The following is an 18,016-nucleotide window of genomic DNA, read 5'->3' on the forward strand; positions in this document are numbered from 1 at the left end:
CGATGCTCGATAGCGATCTCTTCCGGACGTTGATCGCCGAGGCGAGCCTGGCGCCGAGCGTCCACAACATCCAGCCGACGCGCTGGCGCCTGCTCGCGGCCGACACGGTGCTCGTACTGGAGGATGGTGAGAGGCGCCTGCCGGCAGCGGACCCGACCGGCCACGATGTCCGGCTTTCGCATGGCGCGGCGATCGAAGGATTGTCGTTGGCCTGTGGCGGGCATGGCCTCCGGATCGCGCGCATGGAGCTGGGCGATGGCTCGGATGAGGTCTCGGGGCTGCGCGTGATCGCCCGTCTGACGCTTGGCCCCGGCGGGGCGGTGGACTCGCTCGCTTCAGCTGTCGCAGGCCGACGCTCCTGGCGTGGTCGCTTTCTGCCGGCCGCAGGCGAACTCCAGGAAGCCCTTCAAAGGCTTGCTGCCGCGCCCGACCTCCTCGTCGTCCCGTCGGGCTCTGCCGTGGTGGAGATCGCGGAGCTGGCGGACCGCGTCGGCTTCCATTTCCTGTGCGAAGATGCGCATCGGCGTGAGCTGCTCGCCTGGATGCGGTTGTCACGCCACGATTCGCGCTATGGCCGCGACGGCCTCAATGCGGAGGCGATGGCGCTGGGCAGCGTCGAGGCGATGGGAGCATCCCTCGTGCTCGGGCCCTTGTTCCCGCTGCTGAAACGCCTCGGTCTTGCCGAACCGCTGACGCGGGAGCGTTCCAAGACGGCATCGGGCGCGATCGCGCTGTTTCACCGGCCGCTGGGCGAGGACCCGCTGGAGACGGGCCGTGCCTTCTACCGGGCTTGGCTCTCGATGGAAGCGCAGGGGCTCGGCGCCTGTCCGATCTCGGTGCTTGCCGACTGGCCGGTCAGCAATGCCGCCCTTCTGGCGCGCCATCCGTTGCCGGCCGGGCGCAGGCTCGTCAACGTCTTCCGGCTGGGTCGGGTGCCGCCAGACGCCGCTTCGCATCGCGCGCGGTTGCCTGTCGCGGAGCTGATCGTCTGACGGCGGGTCGGAAACGCTCAATCCCGCTTGCGCCAGGCCCGGAAGCGGTTGAGCGCACGGACGCACCCGAGCGCGAAGCGCGCCATCGGCCGCTGCAGAAACGGCACGTCGGCTGCGAGCAGGAGCAGGCCGAGCGGCAGCATCCACAGCCCCAGCAACGGCAGGAACGAGAATACGCCACCGGCGATGAGGGCGATGCCGGCGGGAATGCGGACCAGCCGCGAGCGCGGATGGCGCAGCCATCTCAGGGCTGCCGCCATCCGGGTCGGCAATTCCTGCTCGATATGCCGGAAAGCACGACGCAGTTCCTGTTTGGCCGATAAAGCTTGCATGATCTCGTATTCATCGCGCCGCGGAGCGGAGGCGCGGCTTTGCAGGAAGCAGCTACCGGACGACGTGGCCCTGCCTGCGTCCATTCCGGGGCGTGCGGCATGAGCAATCGTCGCCCAGAGTGGCTGGTCGTCTGAGCGTGCATTGGCGCGATGCCGTTTGGCAATGACGCCCGAGCCCGCTCGTCCGGTCGGCCCTGCGATAGAGCCTGGTTGGGGACGGTTCGTACGGGCGCAGAGCATTGGCGCCGGAGCCGATGGCTGGCCCGGCGCCGGGAATACCGCCCTGGCTCGAATGCAATCGGATATCCGGGACATGGTCGGTGATCGACGGCGGCCCCAGGCCTTGCCGCGGCCCGCCCGGATACAAGGGGGCATTGCCGGGCGTCGCGTCGAACTGGGCATGGGCGGGCAGCGAGAGCGGCATGGCCAGCAGAGCCGCCATCGCAGCGATAAGATTGCGCATCGTGCCGTGCCGGTTCTCCCGCATCGATGCACTCTACCAGCGTTCCGGCCGATCTTCCACCGCATCCGACCGGACGACGGTCAGGATCGAAGGGCGCTGCGGCGCCAGTCTGGCCCTTTGATGGCGTTGAGAGCATGAACCTCTAATAGACATCAGCCTGATAGCGGCCGGCCTTCCGCAGCGCGGCGACATAGGCGATCGCGTCCTCGGCGGAGCGCCCGCCATGCGTCACGACGACGTCGACCAGCGCGCGCTCGACATCCCGGGCCATCCGCTTGGCATCGCCACAGACGTAGAAATGCGCGCCTTGCTCGAGCCATGACCAGAGTTCGCTGCCGCGCTCGCGCATGCGATCCTGAACATAGATTTTCTCGCCATCGCGGGACCAGGCGAGCGTCAGGTTGGAGAGGAAACCCGCATCCTTCATCGCCTGCAGCTCATCTTCATAGAAGAAATCGCAGGCCCGGCGCTGGTGGCCGAAGAACAGCCAGTTGCGGCCGGGCGCCCTGGTCGCCTGCCGTTCGTGCAGGAAGGCGCGGAAGGGTGCGACGCCCGTGCCCGGGCCGCACATGATCACCGGCGTCGCCGGATCGGCCGGCAGGCCGAAGCCGTGGGCGCGCTGGACATAGATCGGCACCTTGTCACCGGGGCGCACGCGCTCGGCGAGGAAGGTCGAGGCCACGCCCCAGCGCGGACGCGAGCCGACCTTGTAACGCACCGCATCAACCGTCAGCGAGATCCGGCCGGGGGTCGCGTTATGCGAGGAGGAGATCGAATAGAGCCGCGGCTGGAGCGGATCGAGCGCCTCGACGAAGGCCTCGGCCGAAAGCCGAGCCTGGGAAAACTTGTGCAGCGCTCCGAGCACGTCGAGCCGGTCGAGATCGCCATCGGGATCCTCACCGGCAGCGAGGCGCCTGGCCTTTGCCCGGGTCTCCCCGCCGGTGACATAGGAGATGAGCTGGAACAGGGCGTCGGGCGCGGGACCGAGCGCGCAATCCTCCATGAGCTTCTCGCGCAGGGGCTTGCCGCCGATCTCTGCATCCGGCCGCGCGCCCAGGAGGGCGATCACGGCATCGGCCAGGCGGGCATCGTTCTGCGCGAGGATGCCGAAGGCATCGCCGACGACGTAATCGAGGCCGCATTCCGAGAGGTCGAATTCGACATGCCAGGTCTCCTTCTCGGAGCCTTCGCCGTTGAGTTTGCGGCGCGAGAGGAAGGTCGCGAGTGCCGGGTTCTCGCGGCAGCGCCCTTTCGGCCCGGGCTCTGCCGCCGGCGCAGGATCGATGGGAGCGCTCGCGGCGGCAGCGGCGGGCTCCTCCATCAGCGCCTTGACCTGGCGAAGCGTCTCCTTGCCACCCGGTGCACAGAGATTGAGCCGGCTTTCGGCGCCTGACGCGATGGCGGCGGAGTAGCTTTCACAGGCATAGCCGCATTGCCCGCAATCCTGCTGGGCCATGGCGGCGTAGAGCTTGCGTGGCAGCGGCCTGCCTTCGGCCAGTTTGATGCGCTCGGTCATCTCCAGCGACGGATCGTGCCAGGGCGCGCCATCCTCGGCCTCGGCCAGGACGGCAGCATTCTCGGCCGGTGACAGCGCGGTCACGCCGGCATTGTCGAGCGACAGCAGCCCGGCGAAGAAGCCGTTCAGCCAGGAGCGCTGCTCGTCGCTGAAGGGTGCGGTTTCCGGCAGGACCTGGACGATCGGGCTCGGGCTCTGGACGGTCATGCCGCATCCCCGATCTGCTCGACCATGGCTTGCAGTGCCGCGATCTCGTGGCGGCGGGCGAAGGCGACGAAGCTTTCGTCGGGTGCGGCGCGATGTGCCTGCCAGCTCCGCAGGATCGCCTCGACCAGGGCTGGCGCATCCTGTGCCTTCACATTGGTCCGGAACTCCCGGCCCATCCCACCCTCGACGCCGAAGCCGCCGCCGACGAAGACATGGTAGCCGGGCACGGTGTCGCCCTCGTCATTGACCGGAACCTTGACGCCGATCAGCCCGAGATCGCCGATATAGTGCTGGGCGCAGGAGTTGTGGCAGCCGGTCAGGTGGATATTGACGGCCGTGTCGAGCGTGATGCGCGGGTCGCAATGAGCGGCGATGGCGAGCGCATCCTCCTTGGTATGGGCGCCGGCGAACTTGCAGCCGGTCGCGCCGGTGCAGGCGATCAGCCCGGCGCGCAGAACCGAGGTCTCGGCGGAGAGGCCGATGGCCTGCAGATGGGCGAGCACGTCCTCGATCTTCGCATCGGGCAGGCCGGAGATCAGCAGGTTCTGCCAGACGGTGAGGCGGATATCGCCATCACCACATCCTTGCGCGATCGAGGCGATGACGCGCATCTGCTGGACTGTGAGCTTGCCGACCGGCAGCGCCACGCCGATCCAGTTCAGGCCGGCCTGGGTCTGCGCGTGGACGCCGATATGGGCGAGGCGGTCATAAGAAGGGCGTGGCTTGACGAAGGCGCCATCGAGCCGGATCAGCCGGCGGCCGAGCTTCTCCTCGACAGCGGCGAGAAATGCGTCGAAGCCCCAGGCATCGAGCACGTATTTGAGGCGGGACTTGTTGCGGTCGGTGCGATCGCCGTTGGCGATGAAGACGCGGATGATCGCATCGGCGATCGCAATTGCATCGGATGGGGCGACGATGACGCCGGTGTCGCGCGCAAGGTCCTTGTGGCCGCTGATGCCGCCGAGCGCGAGGCGATACCAGATGCCGGGCGCGACCGGCTGCTCCTCGAACGCCGCCCCCTCCATGACCTCGATGGCCTGGAAGCCGATATCGTTGGTGTCCTCCAGCGTCGCGACCGAGCCGGCGCCGTCGAAGGCGACGTTGAACTTGCGCGGCAGCCCGTAGAGCGAGCGGTCGTTCAGGATGTGATGGTGCCAGGCGCGGGCATGCGGGCGCGTGTCGAGCAGTTCGAGCGGGTCGATACCGGCGGTCGCCGATCCCGTGACGTTGCGGATATTGTCGGCGCCCGAGCCCTTGGCGGTGAGGCCGAGATCGGCGAGCCCTTCCAGCAGAAGCGGTGCATTCTCGGCGGCGATCTCGCGGATCTGGAGATTGGCGCGGGTGGTGACATGGCTGTAGCCGCCGCCGAAGTGCTCCGCGAGATCGGCGACGCCGGCGAACTGCCAGGCCGTGAGGATGCCGTTGGGGATGCGCAGCCGGCACATATAGCTGTTCTGCGCCGGCGCCACGTAGAACAGGCCGTGATAACGCCAGCGGAAATTGTCCTCGGGCTTGGGATAGGTGCCGGCTCCGGCCTGCTCCTTGAACCGGGCATAAGCGTCGAAAGGGTGCTCGGCAGCCTTCCATTTCTCCTGATCGACGAGCTTGCCGCCGGCGGCAATCGTTCTGGCCTGTGCTTCGGCATGCTCCCTGTCGGGACCGCCTGGCGCGGCCGAAGCGCTGCCTGAGGCACCGCCGAGCGGGCTCAGGCCCCGCGCCGTGCGGGCCGATTGCATGCCGCTGACGAAGCCTTCGAGGTAGCGCTTCTGGTCGGGTGTGAAATCGTCGCTCATGGCCGTCGCCGTCACGCTGCCTCGACGAAGCGATGGCGCTCGTAGAGGAATTTCAGCACTGCCTCGCGCGCGGCGATGTAGGTCCGGTCCGAGACCAGCTCGAGCCGCTGGCGCGGGCGGGTGAGATGCACGTCCAGAACCTCGCCGATGCGGGCGGAAGGGCCGTTGGTCATCATCACGATCCGGTCGGAGAGCAGCACAGCCTCGTCGACGTCATGGGTGATCATGATCATGGTGTTGCCGAGCGCCGCATGGATCTGCATCACCGAGTCCTGCAGATGGGCGCGGGTCAGTGCGTCGAGCGCGCCGAAAGGCTCGTCGAGCAGCAGGATCTTCGGCTCCATGGCGAGACCACGCGCGATGCCGACGCGCTGCTTCATGCCGCCGGAAATCTCGCCCGGGCGCTTGTCCCTGGCATGGGCCATCTGGACGAGGTCGAGATTGTGCATGATCCAGTCATGCCGCTCGGCCCTGCTCCTGGTCCGGCCAAAGACCTTGTTCACGGCGAGCGCGACATTGTCGTAGACGGTGAGCCAGGGCAGCAGCGAGTGGTTCTGGAAGACCACGGCGCGGTCCGGCCCCGGCGCGTTGACCTCCTTGCCCTCGAGCAGGATGCCGCCGGTCGTCGCGGGCGTGAGACCCGCGACGATGTTGAGCAGGGTCGACTTTCCGCAGCCGGAATGACCGATGATCGAGACGAACTCGCCCTTGTCGATGACGAGGCTGACATCCTTGAGCACTTCGGTGCTGGCGGCGCCGCGCTGGAAGCGTTTGTCGACATGGTCGATCTTGAGATAGCTCATCACTCAAGCCCTCAGTTGGTCGCGGTGCCGCGGGTGACGACATGGCCGACGAGGGCAACGAGGCGGTCGAGCAGGAAGCCGACCACGCCGATATAGACCAGCGCCACGATGATGTCGGAGAGGCGGGACGAGTTCCACGCATCCCAGATGAAGAAGCCGATGCCGACACCGCCGGTCAGCATCTCCGCAGCGACGATGGCAAGCCATGACAGGCCGACGCCGATCCTCAAGCCCGTGAAGATGTAGGGCGCGGCCGATGGCACCATGATCTTGAAGAAGAACTCGATCTGGTTCAGCCGCAGCACCTGCGCGACGTTGCGGTAATCCTGCGGGATGTTGCGGATGCCAACCGCCGTGTTGATGATCACCGGCCAGATCGCGGTGATGAAGATCACGAAGATCGCCGAGGGCTGGCTGTCGCGGAAGGCGGCGAGCGAGAGCGGCAGCCAGGCGAGCGGCGGCACGGTGCGCAGCACCTGGAAGACCGGGTCGAGCCCGCGCGTCGCCCAGACCGACTGGCCGACGAGCGCTCCGAGCAGCACGCCGACGACGGCGGCCAGGCTGAAGCCGATGGCGACGCGCTGCAGCGAGACGAGGATGCGCCAGCCCAGCCCGATATCCTGCGAGCCCGCCCAGTAGAACGGCTCGACGATCAGGTCCTTCGCCTCCTCCCAGATCTTGCTCGGCGTCGGAAGCGAGGATTGCGGGCCGGAGGCGGCGAGCTGCCAGAACAGCAGGATCAGCGCGACCGTGATCAATGGCGGCAGCAGGTTGGCAAGCGCGCCTTTCGCAAGGGGAGCCAGCCTGGCCGCGAAGGACTTCGCGGGTCCGGCCGGCAGGGGCAGGACCGCGGACGGTTTTCCCGGCAGCGTGACGACCGTTGCGCCGGCAGCCGCGCCTTTCAAGACAGGCAGACCCATGTTCCAGTCTCTCCTCTGATCGCGCTTTTCCGTTGCATGCGTCATGCCGCCTCGCTTGCGCCGGCCTGCGAGCGGATGCGACGGATTTCGGGAAGGCAGGAGCCGCAATTGGTCCCCGCCTTGAGCTGAAGGCCGATCTCTTCGGCCGTCGCGGCACCGGCTTCGAAGGCGGCGCGGATCGCGTTCAGGCCGACGCCGAAGCAGGCGCAGACGGTCGGGCCGGGATCGGTGCCGCCGGGATCGCGTCCGGCAAGCAGCGCAAGCCGGCTCTCCACGGCTGCCGTTGGGTCGGCGAAGATGGCCTTGACCGTGTCCCAGAGCGGGGCGCGGCCGGCAGGAGCGAGAAAGAAAGCGGCCAGGAGCCGGCCATCCCGGAGCACGGCACAGCGATAGCTGCCGCCGTCGCGGTCGATCAGCTCGGTCAGTTCGTCCGTGCCGAAACGCTCGCGCATCAGGGTCGCGATTGCATCGATGGACAGGTTGGTGGCGAAAAGCCTGCCCTCGCCGCCCTGCACGGCAAGCCGTGCCCACCAGCTCTCCGCCGGCAGGGCAAAGGGCTTGCGCGCCAGGACGAAGCCTTCGAAGCGATAGGAGACCGCCGCGACCGAAACCGGTGTCGCCTTCATTTCGGGCTGGCCGGAGAAGGGGTCGCAAAGCGGCTGCGTCAGGGCGCCGATGCGCGCGTCGGACGCCGTCTCCCCCGACCAGTGGATCGGCGCGAACGCCGCTCCCTCGGCCACGCCGCCATCGGCCACGACCCTCAGGATCGCGGTGCCGTGGATACTGGCGAGGCGGGCGAAGCCGCCTTCCGCCAACCCAAAGCGCGCGATGTCGGCGGGATTCACGGAGACCGAAGGTTCGGCGATATGGGCGCTGAGCCGTGGACTGAAGCCGGTCCTGGTCATGCTGTGCCAGTGGTCACGGACACGGCCGGTGTTGAGCAGCAGCGGGAAGTCTTCGCTCGTCTGCGCGGCGAGCTTCGGTGCGGCGAGCGGGCGCATCTGCGCGCGTCGTTCGGGGCCGAAAAAGCCACCGTCTCCGAAGAGGCGGTCGGTGCCGCCGGGCTGCCGTGACGGCGCAGGCCATTGCACGGGCCGAAGCCCGTCATAGCCGGCCCGGTCGAGACCGGCATGGGCGCCGATGTCGAAATCGCGCGTGCCGTCGTTCTCGAAGGCGGAGAGCGCCGCGTGTTCGGCATAGATCTCGTGCGGGCCGGCATAGGCGAAAGCCTCGCTGAAACCGAGACGCTTCGCGACCTCGCCGATGATCCACCAGTCCGGCTTCGCTTCGCCCGGCAGCGGCAGGAAGGCGCGCTGGCGTGAGATCCGCCGCTCGGAATTGGTGACGGTGCCATCCTTCTCGCCCCAGGCCGCCGCCGGCAGGATGTAATGGGGTCTGGCCTCCAGGGTGTCGTTCGAGAGTACGTTCTCTGAGACGATGAAGAGGTCCAGCCCGGCGAGCGCGGCGCTGACCTTGTCGGCATTCGGGAGAGAGACGGCCGGGTTGGTCGCCATCACCCATAGGGCGCGAATGCGACCATCCGCGACCGCGTCCAGCATCTGGACGGCTTTCAACCCCTCGCGGCGGGCGATGTTGGGCGCCTGCCAGAAGCGCCGGATGCGGTCGATCTCGTCCGGCGCGTAGCCCATATGGGCGGCGAGCATGTTGGCGAGCCCGCCGACCTCGCGCCCGCCCATGGCATTGGGCTGGCCGGTGAGGGAGAAGGGCCCGCTGCCGGGTCGTCCGATCCGGCCGGTGGCAAGGTGGCAGTTCAGGATCGCGGCGACCTTGTCCGTGCCCTGCGCCGACTGGTTGACGCCCTGGCTCCAGGCCGTGACGACATGCGGCGTGCTGGCCCAGAGCTCGTAGAAGGCCGCGATCTGCTCTGCCGGCAGGCCCGTAGCGTCGGAAACGGAGGTGACGTCGGGGGCGATCTCGCGCGCATTAGCGAGCGTTTCGTCGAAACCCGCGACATGGCGCACGACATAGCTGCGGTCGACGAGGCCGCGATCGGTGAGATGGACGAGCAGCCCGGCGAAGAGCGCGGCATCGGAGCCGGGCTTCAAGGCCATCACCATATCGGCATCTTCCGCCGTCGCGGTGACACGCGGATCCAGCACGACGAGGCGCGCGCCGCGCTCGCGCCGGTTGTCCTGCATCCGCCGGAACAGGATCGGATGGCACCAGGCCGTGTTCGAACCGACGAGGACGATCAGATCGGCGCTGTCGAAATCCTCATAGGCGCCGGGCACCGTGTCCGAGCCGAAGACCCGGCGCTGCGCCGCGACCGTCGAGGACATGCAAAGCCGCGAATTGGTGTCGACATGGGGCGAGCCGATGAAGCCCTTCATCAGCTTGTTGGCGATGTAGTAATCCTCGGTCAGGAGCTGGCCCGAGAGATAGAAGGCGGCTGCCTGCGGCCCGTCGCGGTCGATGATCGCGCGAAAGCCGTTCGCCACCGCATCGAGTGCGGCATCCCAGCTCACGCGGTCATAGCCGCCCGCCGCGTTGCGCTTCAGCGGGTGCAGCACGCGGTGGCCGAGCCCCAGCGTCTCGCCGAGCGCGGAGCCCTTGGAACAGAGCCGTCCCCGATTGGTCGGATGCTCTCCATCGCCTGCGATGGTCGCCCCGCCCAGCCCGTCCGGCGTCGCCAGAACGCCGCAGCCGACCCCGCAATAGGGGCAGGTGGTGCGCGTCGCGGCCGGGGCGAGGGGAGCGTCATGGCGCATCAGGCGGCTTCCCTGACGCAATAGCTTTCGCCGAAAGGCAGGTCGGTGCGGATCGCGCTGATGTCCTGTCCCGAGCGGATCAGCCCGAGATAGAACAGCGCACCCTGCGTATCGCCGACCAGCACGCAGCCGGCGAGCCGGCCTTCGCGCAGCACGAACTTGCGGTAGATGCCGGCGGCGGGATCGCGCAGCACGACCGTCTCGGTGCCCTCGCCGGCATCGAATTCGCCGGCCGAGAAGACACCGACGCCGGAGACCTTGAGATTGGTGGAGAGCAGCGAGCCGGTATAGCGCTCCCTCCGGTCGGCGAGCCGTGCCGCCAGTACCCGCGCCTGCTCATAGGCCGGCTCGACCAGGCCGTAGGTCTGGCCACGGTGCTCGGCGCATTCGCCGATGGCGAAGATCGCAGGATCGCTGCTGGCAAGCCCGTCATCGACGTCGATGCCGCGATTGACGTCGAGCCCCGCCGCCACTGCGAGCTCGACGCGCGGGCGCACGCCGATGGCGACGACGACGAGATCGGCCGGGATCGCGCTGCCGTCGGGCAACTCCACCGCCTCGACCCGACCCTCGCCGACGAAGCGCTCGGCGGTGCAATTCAGCCGGATGTCGATGCCGCGCGCGGCGATCGCAGCGGCGAGCAGGCTCGCGCCCTCGCGGTCGAGCTGGCGCTCCATCAGCCGGTCGGCCAGATGCAGGAGCGTGACCTTGCCGCCGATCCTGGCGAGTCCGTAAGCCGCCTCCAGACCGAGCAGCCCGCCACCGATCACCACGACATGTGCGCCCGCCGCCACCGCGCGAAACCGCGCGGCATCGGCGACGTCGCGGAACGTGGCGACGCCGGGCAATTCGAAGCCCGGCACCGGTGGCATCAGCGGCCGCGAGCCGGTGGCGAGGACGAGCTTGCCATAGGGCAGGCTGAGCCCGTCGCTCAGCGTCACCGTCTTGGCGGCGCGGTCGATCGCGGTGACGGCGCGGCCGTAGAATGTCGAGACGCCCCGCGCCCGCCACCACTCCGCCGGCTTGAGTTCGATCTCGCTGCCGCCGATCTCGCCCGCCAGCAGGGGCGAGAGCAGGACGCGGTTATAGGCGAGGCGCGGCTCGTCCCCGATCACGGCGATGGAATAGCGCCCGAGCACGCGCTGGCTGAGCTCATCGGCCAGCCGTGTCGCGGCCATGCCATTGCCGACGATGATCAGCGGCTCGGCCATGGCGTCAGGCCACCCGCTTGATCTTCAGCGCCTTGAGATAGTCCAGCGGCGCCGCGGGATCGAACTTCATGCCGTCGAAGAAGGTCTCGACGCCGCGGGAATCGGCGGTCGGGGCACCGGCGACGCCGAGCGTCTTCGCGGCCTCGCGCCAGAGATCGGCGCGATTGGTCTTGTCGACCAGCGCCTTGATGTCGATCGTCGGGTCGAACTTGCCCCAGCGGATGTTCTCGGTGACGAACCAGGTGTCGAGGCTCTTCCAGGGATAGGAGGTCGCGCCGCCTTCGCCCCAGAACTTCATGTAGAGATTGGTGCCCTTCGCCTCACGGCCATTGCCGTAGTTGATGTCGCCGAGCAGCCGCTTGTTGATGTCGCCGGTGGGGACGTTGAACCATTGCCGCTTGCCGACGATCTCGGCGAGTTCCTGGCGGTTCTCCATCTTGTCGGCCCATTGCTGGGCTTCCATCACCGCCATCAGGATGGCCTGCGTCGCCTTCGGGTTGGCGTCGACGAAATCGGCGCGCATGCCGAGGATCTTCTCGGGATGTTTGAACCAGAGCTCGCCGGTGGTCAGCGCGGTGTAGCCGATGTTCTGGTTGACGAGCTGTTCGTTCCACGGCTCGCCGACGCAGAAGCAGTCCATGGTGCCGACCTTCATGTTCGCCACCATCTGCGGCGGCGGCACGACGATGACCTTGATCTCGGTATCGGGGTCGATGCCCCCGGCAGCGAGCCAGTAACGGATCCAGAGATCGTGGGTGCCGCCCGGGAAGGTCATCGCGGCGGTCAGTTCCTTGCCGGCAGCCTTCTTCCGCTCGAAGGCCTGCTTCAGCGGCGAGGCGTCCTTCTGGACGTTCAGGTCCTTGTATTCGTTGGAGACCGAGATCGCCTGCCCGTCCTCGTTGAGGTTGAGCAGCGTGTACATCGGCAGCGGCTGGCCGTTCTGCATGACCTTGCCGGTCGCATAGAGATGCGTCTTCGGGCGCAGGATGTGGCCGCCATCGATGCCGTTCGCCTTGAAGCCGAGCGCCATGTTGTCGCGCGTCGCGCCCCAGGAGGCCTGCTTGGCGATCTCCATGTCGGGCAGGCCGTGCTTCGCGAAGAGGCCTTTCTCCTTCGCGATGATCAGCGGCGCGGCGTCGGTCAGGGCGATGTAGCCGAGCCGCGTGCCCTTGACCTCGGGGCCTGTCGCCTGCGCGAAGGCGCCGGAGGGCAGGGCCGCCTTCGCCGCGGCAAGCAGCGCGGCCGTGCCGGACAGGTGCAGGAAGTCGCGGCGGCTTGCGCTCGTCTGCCGGGCAGCGACCGTCCGGATGTCGGTCGTGGAGCTATGCGTCATGGATCGCCTCCCGATTGCTGAATGGCTGCCCGCCTGAAGCCACCCCGAGCGCGAAAACGCCGCGCGAAAACGCCTGGCAGGCGCATTCGACAGCGACGTTGCTGTGTCTTCCGGATCGGGATGGCGCGGGCAGCTTTGGCCGCGTCGCAACATATTCTACAAGGATCGTGCCAACCGCTTCGCCGGCGGAGCCGGGCTTGAGTTGCGGGAGATTGCGCGTTCGGGACGCCCACGGGCCGGGGCAGGCGCGCATTGTTGCGGTGCACAATTCCGGCGCGGCTGCCTAATTCATGGGCAACAATTCGCCAGAGACGAAAATGCCTTCAAATCGAGCGGGAGGAGGGGGGCTTCGCGGCGTCGATCGGCGGCGTGGAGCCGACCCGCAGGTGCAGCACCGTCATTTTAACATCTCCGCGGCGGTGATCAGGGAGCGGGCGATGTCGACGAGCTTGCGCTTCTCGTTCATCGCAGTGCGGCGCATCAAGGCATAGGCGTCGTCCTCGGAGAGGCTCTTCAGCCGCATGACGATGCTCTTGGCCCGGTCGACCGTCTTGCGATCCTCGAGCTGCGAGCGGGCTTCGTCGAGCTCCTCGCGCAGCTTTCGGACAGCATTGAAGCGGCTGATGCAGATCTGCAGGATCGGTCGCATCCGCTCCTTCTTCAGCCCGTCGACGATATAGGCGGAAACACCGGCTTCGACCGCCGCTTCGATCGAGGCCGCGTCGGATTGGTCCACGAACAGGGTGATCGGGCGGCGGGCATGGCGGCTGACCAGGAGCATGTCGGCCAAGGCGTCGCGGCCGGGGTTCGCGAGGTCGACCACCACGACGTCGGGATCATGTGCTTCGATGGCGGCAACGAGTCCCGTGGTTGCGGTGAGGTGGACAAGTTGCTGGTAGCCCGCTTCGCGCAGGCCTTCCGTGATGATGGCAGCCCTGACCTGGCTCGCGCCGACGATAAGGATACGCAGATTGGGCACCATGCCTTGCCGATGATCCCGGTTGAATGATCAGGGATCACTCAATCAGGAATCGTGCCATCCAAGTTTGCCTGTCCGCAGGACGAAACGGCCGTCGCGTGGACGGTCGCGTTGAAGGGTCGTACGCGCCCCTGGCCGGGCGGCGCCGGCCAGGTTGCGTCTGCAGGGGGCGGGCTGCGTTGTGCCCGCTACGGTGCCGGACAGGCTGCGCCGCTATCGGCCCAGGCCTGCATCAACGCGCCGAATTCGGCCGCCGTGCCGGGAGCGGGCGTGCGACCCTTGCCGGGTTTCCAGCCCCAGAGCACGAGGGTGTCGGTGGTGACGTGCTTGATCAGCGCCGCGGCGTCGCGGCTGCCGTTGCGGTTCTGGTCCTTCAACTGCTCGCAGATCTGGCCGATCGTCTTGCCTTCCCAGGCCATCGAGGCCGGAGCGAGCGCCCAGTGCCCATCGCCCGGAACGCCTGCCGGGTCGAAGTTCTGTTTGCCGTGACAGGTTGCACATGGCAGGCCGGTCGCGCCGTGCCCGTCCTTGCCACGCACGACGACGGGCTCGTGCAGCTTGCGCAGATCGCCCTGGCGCGGCCGCTCCGTCGCGGGGTGGCAGTTCATGCAGCGCGGATGGGTGAGCACCTTGCCCATCTCGTTGAACAGTGCGACCGAGCGGTCGTGCTGATTGGCGATCGAGGCGAAGCTCGACGCCGGGCGCAAGGCCGCGCCGCCGGATTGGGCCTGCCCGGCATTCTGCGCCAAGGTCAGGGCGCTGCCACCGAGGCAGACCGCGAGCGCCGCGCCTGCGGCGAGGATCAGGTTGCGGCTCATCACACGGAGCCCCCCTGCATCGGCAGCTGTCGCGGCCGGCCATGGCCGAGCGCGGCGAGCGCATTGGCGACGGCGGGGCCGATCGGGGGCACGCCGGGTTCGCCGATGCCGCTCGGCTTTTCGGTCGAGGCGATGATCGTCACCTCGACCTCCGGCATCTCGTGGATGCGCAACGAGCGATATTCGTGGAAATTGGTCTGGACCGGCCGGCCGCCGTCAAGCGTGATCTGGCCGTAGAGGGCGTGGCCGAGGCCGAAGCCGATGCCGCCCTCGACCTGCGCCCGGATGATGTCGGGATTGACGGCGACGCCGCAATCGACCGCGCACCAGACCTTGTGCACCTTCGGCTCGCCCTCCGGCCCCATCGAGACCTCCGCGATCTGGGCGACGAAGGAACCGAAGCTCTCGACCACGGCGACACCGCGGGCACGGCCGTCGACCGGTCCCGGCCCCTTCCAGCCTGCGAGCTCGGCGACGGCCTTGAGCACCCCGGCTGCGCGTGGGTGCCTGTCGCCCATCAAGGCAAGCCGGCCCTGGACCGCATCCTGCCCGGCCGCCTGGAGCAATTCGTCGACGAAGCACTCGACGGCATAGCCGGTATGGGTGTGGCCGACCGAGCGCCACCAGAGCGTCGGCACGCCGACCTTGGGATTATGCACCTCGCAGCGGAAGTCCGGAACTTCGTAGAAGATCTCGTTGGCGCCCTCGACCGAGGTCGCGTCGATGCCGTTCTTCACCACCATCGCCTCGAAGGGCGTGCCGAGGAAGAAGGATTGGCCGACGAGCGTGCTCGACCATGCCGCGATCTTGCCGTCCTTCACCGCGCCCCGGAAGCGATGGACGAAGAGCGGGCGGTAATAGCCGCCGGTGAGATCATCCTCGCGGGTCCAGACCACCTTGACCGGGCGGTTCGGGCCGATCGTCTTGGCGACCGTGGCGAGCTCGGCCGCCAGATGCTGGCTGACCTGCGCGCGCCGGCCGAAGCTGCCGCCGGCGAGCATGGTCTCGAGCGTCACCTTCTCGGGCGGCAGGCCGAGGACGCCGGCGATGGTCTGGTGCTCGGTGGTCTGGAACTGGCTGCCGAAGCGGGCGTGAGCCTTCTCACCGTCCCATTCCAGATAGCCGTCGAGCGGCTCCATCGGCGCATGCGCCAGATAGGGGAAGACGAACTCCGCCTCGATGACGCGCTCGGCCTTGGCGAGTGCCGCCTCGGCATCGCCATGGCTGCCGGCGACCGTGCCGGGCTGGCGGGTGAGCCTGCGATATTCGGCGATGAGCTCGGAGCTGCCGCGCTTTTCCGCCTGGCTGTCGTCCCAGGTCACCTTCAGCGCCTCGCGCCCCTTCAGCGCCGGCCACATGCCGTTGGCATAGACCGCGACGCCGTAGCCGATCGACTTCACATCGACGACGCCCTTGACCTTCAGCGCTTCCGCCGCATCGAAGCTCGCGACCTTGCCGCCGAAGCGCGGCGAGCGGGCGACGACGACCGTCAGCATGCCGGGCGCGTGGATGTCGATGGTGAACTGCGCCTTGCCGCGCGCCTTGTCGGCGCTGTCGAGGCGCTTCACCGCGCCTTCCTTGCCGATGAACTTATAGGCCGAGGCCGGCTTCAGGGGCGGGTTCTCGGGGACCGACAGCTTGGCGGCGGCTTCAGCGAATTCGCCGAACGATCCCTTGCGGCCGGAGGCGTGGCTGATCACGCCCTCCTCTACCTTGATCTCGCCGGTCGGGACCTTCCAGCTATCGGCGGCGGCCTGCACCAGCATCATGCGCGCCGCGGCGCCCGCCTTGCGCATCTGCTCCCAGCTATTGGCGATGGCGGTCGAGCCGCCGGTGCCCTGCACGCCGAAGGCGAGATTGGCATAGAGCTTGACGTCGGCAGGCGCATGCTCGGCGCGCATCTGGCTCCAGGCCGCGTCCATCTCTTCGGCCGCGAGCGTGGCGAGGCCGGTGAACGGGCCTTGCCCCATTTCGATATGCTTGATCAGCACGGTCACGGTGGAATCGGGCGCGACGCGGATGAAGGCGTTCGGCGCGAAGGTGGCGTTGCCGCCCGGTCGATAGGCCGCGCCGGCGCCGGACTGGGCCTTGGCGCCGCGCGGCAGATGGAAACCGATGACGAGGGCACCGGCGCCGGCCAGCAGCGAGCGGCGGGAAAGCTTGGGGTCATGCGCGGTCATGGCTCAGATCTCCAGCGCGCGGGCCGCGTCATGGATCGCGGCGCGGATGCGGACATAAGTGGCGCAGCGGCAGATATTGCCGTTCATCGCGAGGTCGATATCCCGGTCGCTCGGCTTCCTGTTTTCCTTGAGCAGGGCGATGGCGCTCATCACCTGGCCGGACTGGCAATAGCCGCATTGCGGCACGTCGCGCGCGGTCCAGGCGGCCTGGACGGCATCCGCCTCCTTGCCGGCGAGGCCCTCGATCGTGGTGATCTCGCTGGCGCCAACCGACGAGACAGGCGTCACGCAGGAGCGCAGGGGCTGGCCGTCGATGAAGACGGTGCAGGCGCCGCATTGGGCGACGCCGCAGCCGAACTTGGTACCGGTCAGGCCGAGATTGTCGCGGATGACCCAGAGCAGGGGCGTGTCGTCGTCGACATCGACGGTATGCGCCGTCCCGTTGACCTTGAGAGAGACCATGGTTGCCTCCGATGCTGGCAAGACGCAGCGCGGCACCATGGTGCGGATCGAGGGCTCGCCCTCGATGGCCCGATCTGACATACCAGATGGCGGGCGATGGATCCGTAGCCCTGGGTCGCGCGACTGGACTATTTAGACGATTTGAGTCTAATGAGGATGGTCGCGCGCAGTTTGGATTTTGTCAAGACTACTGACGCCGCAATGCCGAACAAAAGCGAAAGTTCCAGCCCGCTCCCCGTCGACGATGCCCATGCCCGCGTCGACCAGATCGCCGATGCGGCGCTGCGGCTGTTTGCCCGCTATGGCTACAAGCGCAGCTCGATGGACGATATCGCTAGGGAGGCCGGGCTCGCCAAGGCGACGCTCTACCTGCATTTCAAGGGCAAGGACGACGTCTTCCGGGCCATGCTGGACCTGCTCGGTCGCCGCGTCGAAGCACGTTGCCGTGAGGTGGTCGCAGCGCAGGGGCCGTTTCCGGAGCGGCTCGCTGCACTGCTCCAGGCCCATCACGGGCAGGCCTATGCCAGTTTCGGCACCGGCGAGCATCTCGTCGAGCTGAAGGCGGTGATGAACACCATCGCGACGCGCCAATTGCAGGCTTTCGAACGGATCTTCACGACATTCGCCCGCGACCTGCTCTTGCAGGCCGAACAACGCGGAGAGATTGCCTTGTCGCGTCTCTCGGCCAGCGCCGAGGATTGGGTTGCCAGCCTGCTCTTTGCCGCTGCAGGAGCGAAGCTCGGCACCGCACCGGGCGCCGAGGACTATGCACGCAGGCTCGAGGCGATCGCGTCGGTCTTCGCTGCAGCCCTTGCACCATAGGTGTGAATGGTCACGGGGGGCCTGGTCCGCAGGTCCCGCCGTCTTTCACCAGGAACGGTAAGGAAATCTGGGCCGCGCCGTGCGGCGAGAACAGGGCGGCCGTCATCGACGTTCAGCGCGTCAGCCGAATCCGCCGGCGCGGGGTCGGCGATGACGGGCCGGAAGGGGTGGACCTCCAGCCTAATGGCGCGCCATTCAGGATAAGGCCGCTTTGCAATCGGCAGAATGGCAAGCCTCGCTGTCTAACGCGTTTCCTTCAGCAAGTTCCAGTTTTCAAATGCGCGCGAGATCAACTCGTGTCCGGGGCGCGCCAACTCCATCGTTAAGGTATATGAAGTTCCCCCCTGAGGCCTCACGGGCATGATCCGCCCCCGCCGAGAGGTCCAGGTTGAATGTTAGTGTGCGGTTGGCCTCGGCGCCAACGCGGTCGGCTCAGCCGGTCTGGATAGCGCAGCC

The 18,016-nt window shown here is 67.7% G+C and carries 14 protein-coding genes; 2 read left to right on the plus strand and 12 right to left on the minus strand.

The features are described 5' to 3' along the window. The first annotated feature begins 2 nt into the window (after nucleotides 1–2). Nucleotides 3–992 carry a nitroreductase family protein gene (locus tag BLQ70_RS23620; protein WP_244512137.1) on the plus strand — a complete coding sequence of 330 codons (990 nt, stop codon included), beginning with the start codon at nucleotides 3–5 and terminating at the stop codon, nucleotides 990–992. Between the two features lie 17 nt (nucleotides 993–1,009). Here BLQ70_RS23620 and BLQ70_RS23625 read toward each other — a convergent pair whose 3' ends face one another. The 12 genes from BLQ70_RS23625 to BLQ70_RS23680 form a co-directional block, all read right to left on the minus strand. Beyond that, complete coding sequence (locus BLQ70_RS23625) at nucleotides 1,010–1,324, minus strand: hypothetical protein (RefSeq protein ID WP_091862216.1); 315 nt, start codon at nucleotides 1,322–1,324, stop codon at nucleotides 1,010–1,012. A gap of 605 nt (nucleotides 1,325–1,929) precedes the next feature. Beyond that, nucleotides 1,930–3,510 carry a sulfite reductase subunit alpha gene (locus BLQ70_RS23630; protein WP_091862221.1) on the minus strand — a complete coding sequence of 527 codons (1,581 nt, stop codon included), beginning with the start codon at nucleotides 3,508–3,510 and terminating at the stop codon, nucleotides 1,930–1,932. Continuing rightward, nucleotides 3,507–5,303 carry a NirA family protein gene (locus BLQ70_RS23635; protein ID WP_091862281.1) on the minus strand — a complete coding sequence of 599 codons (1,797 nt, stop codon included), beginning with the start codon at nucleotides 5,301–5,303 and terminating at the stop codon, nucleotides 3,507–3,509. The genes BLQ70_RS23630 and BLQ70_RS23635 overlap by 4 nt, the downstream gene beginning before the upstream one ends. 11 nt (nucleotides 5,304–5,314) lie before the next feature. Then, the gene (locus tag BLQ70_RS23640) at nucleotides 5,315–6,109 is read right to left on the minus strand and encodes an ABC transporter ATP-binding protein (RefSeq protein ID WP_091862224.1); all 795 of its coding nucleotides are present in this window, start codon (nucleotides 6,107–6,109) and stop codon (nucleotides 5,315–5,317) included. An 8-nt stretch (nucleotides 6,110–6,117) separates the two neighbouring features. Continuing rightward, nucleotides 6,118–7,026, minus strand: a complete 909-nt coding sequence (gene ntrB / locus BLQ70_RS23645) for a nitrate ABC transporter permease (RefSeq protein WP_091862226.1) — start codon at nucleotides 7,024–7,026, stop codon at nucleotides 6,118–6,120. A 41-nt stretch (nucleotides 7,027–7,067) separates the two neighbouring features. Then, on the minus strand, nucleotides 7,068–9,755 hold the full coding sequence (locus BLQ70_RS23650) for a nitrate reductase (RefSeq protein WP_091862229.1): 2,688 nt from the start codon (nucleotides 9,753–9,755) through the stop codon (nucleotides 7,068–7,070). After that, complete coding sequence (locus BLQ70_RS23655; protein ID WP_091862232.1) at nucleotides 9,755–10,966, minus strand: NAD(P)/FAD-dependent oxidoreductase; 1,212 nt, start codon at nucleotides 10,964–10,966, stop codon at nucleotides 9,755–9,757. The genes BLQ70_RS23650 and BLQ70_RS23655 overlap by 1 nt, the downstream gene beginning before the upstream one ends. Before the next feature lie 4 nt (nucleotides 10,967–10,970). Then, on the minus strand, nucleotides 10,971–12,299 hold the full coding sequence (locus BLQ70_RS23660; RefSeq protein WP_091862235.1) for a CmpA/NrtA family ABC transporter substrate-binding protein: 1,329 nt from the start codon (nucleotides 12,297–12,299) through the stop codon (nucleotides 10,971–10,973). 397 nt (nucleotides 12,300–12,696) lie between these two features. After that, the gene (locus BLQ70_RS23665; RefSeq protein ID WP_091862238.1) at nucleotides 12,697–13,281 is read right to left on the minus strand and encodes an ANTAR domain-containing response regulator; all 585 of its coding nucleotides are present in this window, start codon (nucleotides 13,279–13,281) and stop codon (nucleotides 12,697–12,699) included. A gap of 185 nt (nucleotides 13,282–13,466) precedes the next feature. Then, complete coding sequence (locus BLQ70_RS23670) at nucleotides 13,467–14,096, minus strand: Isoquinoline 1-oxidoreductase subunit (RefSeq protein ID WP_091862241.1); 630 nt, start codon at nucleotides 14,094–14,096, stop codon at nucleotides 13,467–13,469. Then, nucleotides 14,096–16,276 (minus strand): xanthine dehydrogenase family protein molybdopterin-binding subunit, encoded by a 2,181-nt coding sequence (locus tag BLQ70_RS23675; protein WP_091862245.1) that lies wholly within the window; start codon nucleotides 16,274–16,276, stop codon nucleotides 14,096–14,098. The genes BLQ70_RS23670 and BLQ70_RS23675 overlap by 1 nt, the downstream gene beginning before the upstream one ends. 3 nt (nucleotides 16,277–16,279) lie before the next feature. Further along, nucleotides 16,280–16,738: a (2Fe-2S)-binding protein gene (locus BLQ70_RS23680; RefSeq protein WP_091862283.1), complete on the minus strand. Its 459-nt coding sequence runs from the start codon at nucleotides 16,736–16,738 to the stop codon at nucleotides 16,280–16,282. 201 nt (nucleotides 16,739–16,939) lie between these two features. Here BLQ70_RS23680 and BLQ70_RS23685 point away from each other — a divergent pair, with 201 nt between their 5' ends. Then, nucleotides 16,940–17,560, plus strand: coding sequence for a TetR/AcrR family transcriptional regulator (locus tag BLQ70_RS23685; RefSeq protein WP_162766204.1), 621 nt, complete (start codon nucleotides 16,940–16,942; stop codon nucleotides 17,558–17,560). The last annotated feature ends 456 nt before the right edge of the window (nucleotides 17,561–18,016 follow it).

This window comes from Allobosea robiniae, from assembly GCF_900102525.1.
Classification (GTDB): domain Bacteria; phylum Pseudomonadota; class Alphaproteobacteria; order Rhizobiales; family Beijerinckiaceae; genus Allobosea; species Allobosea robiniae.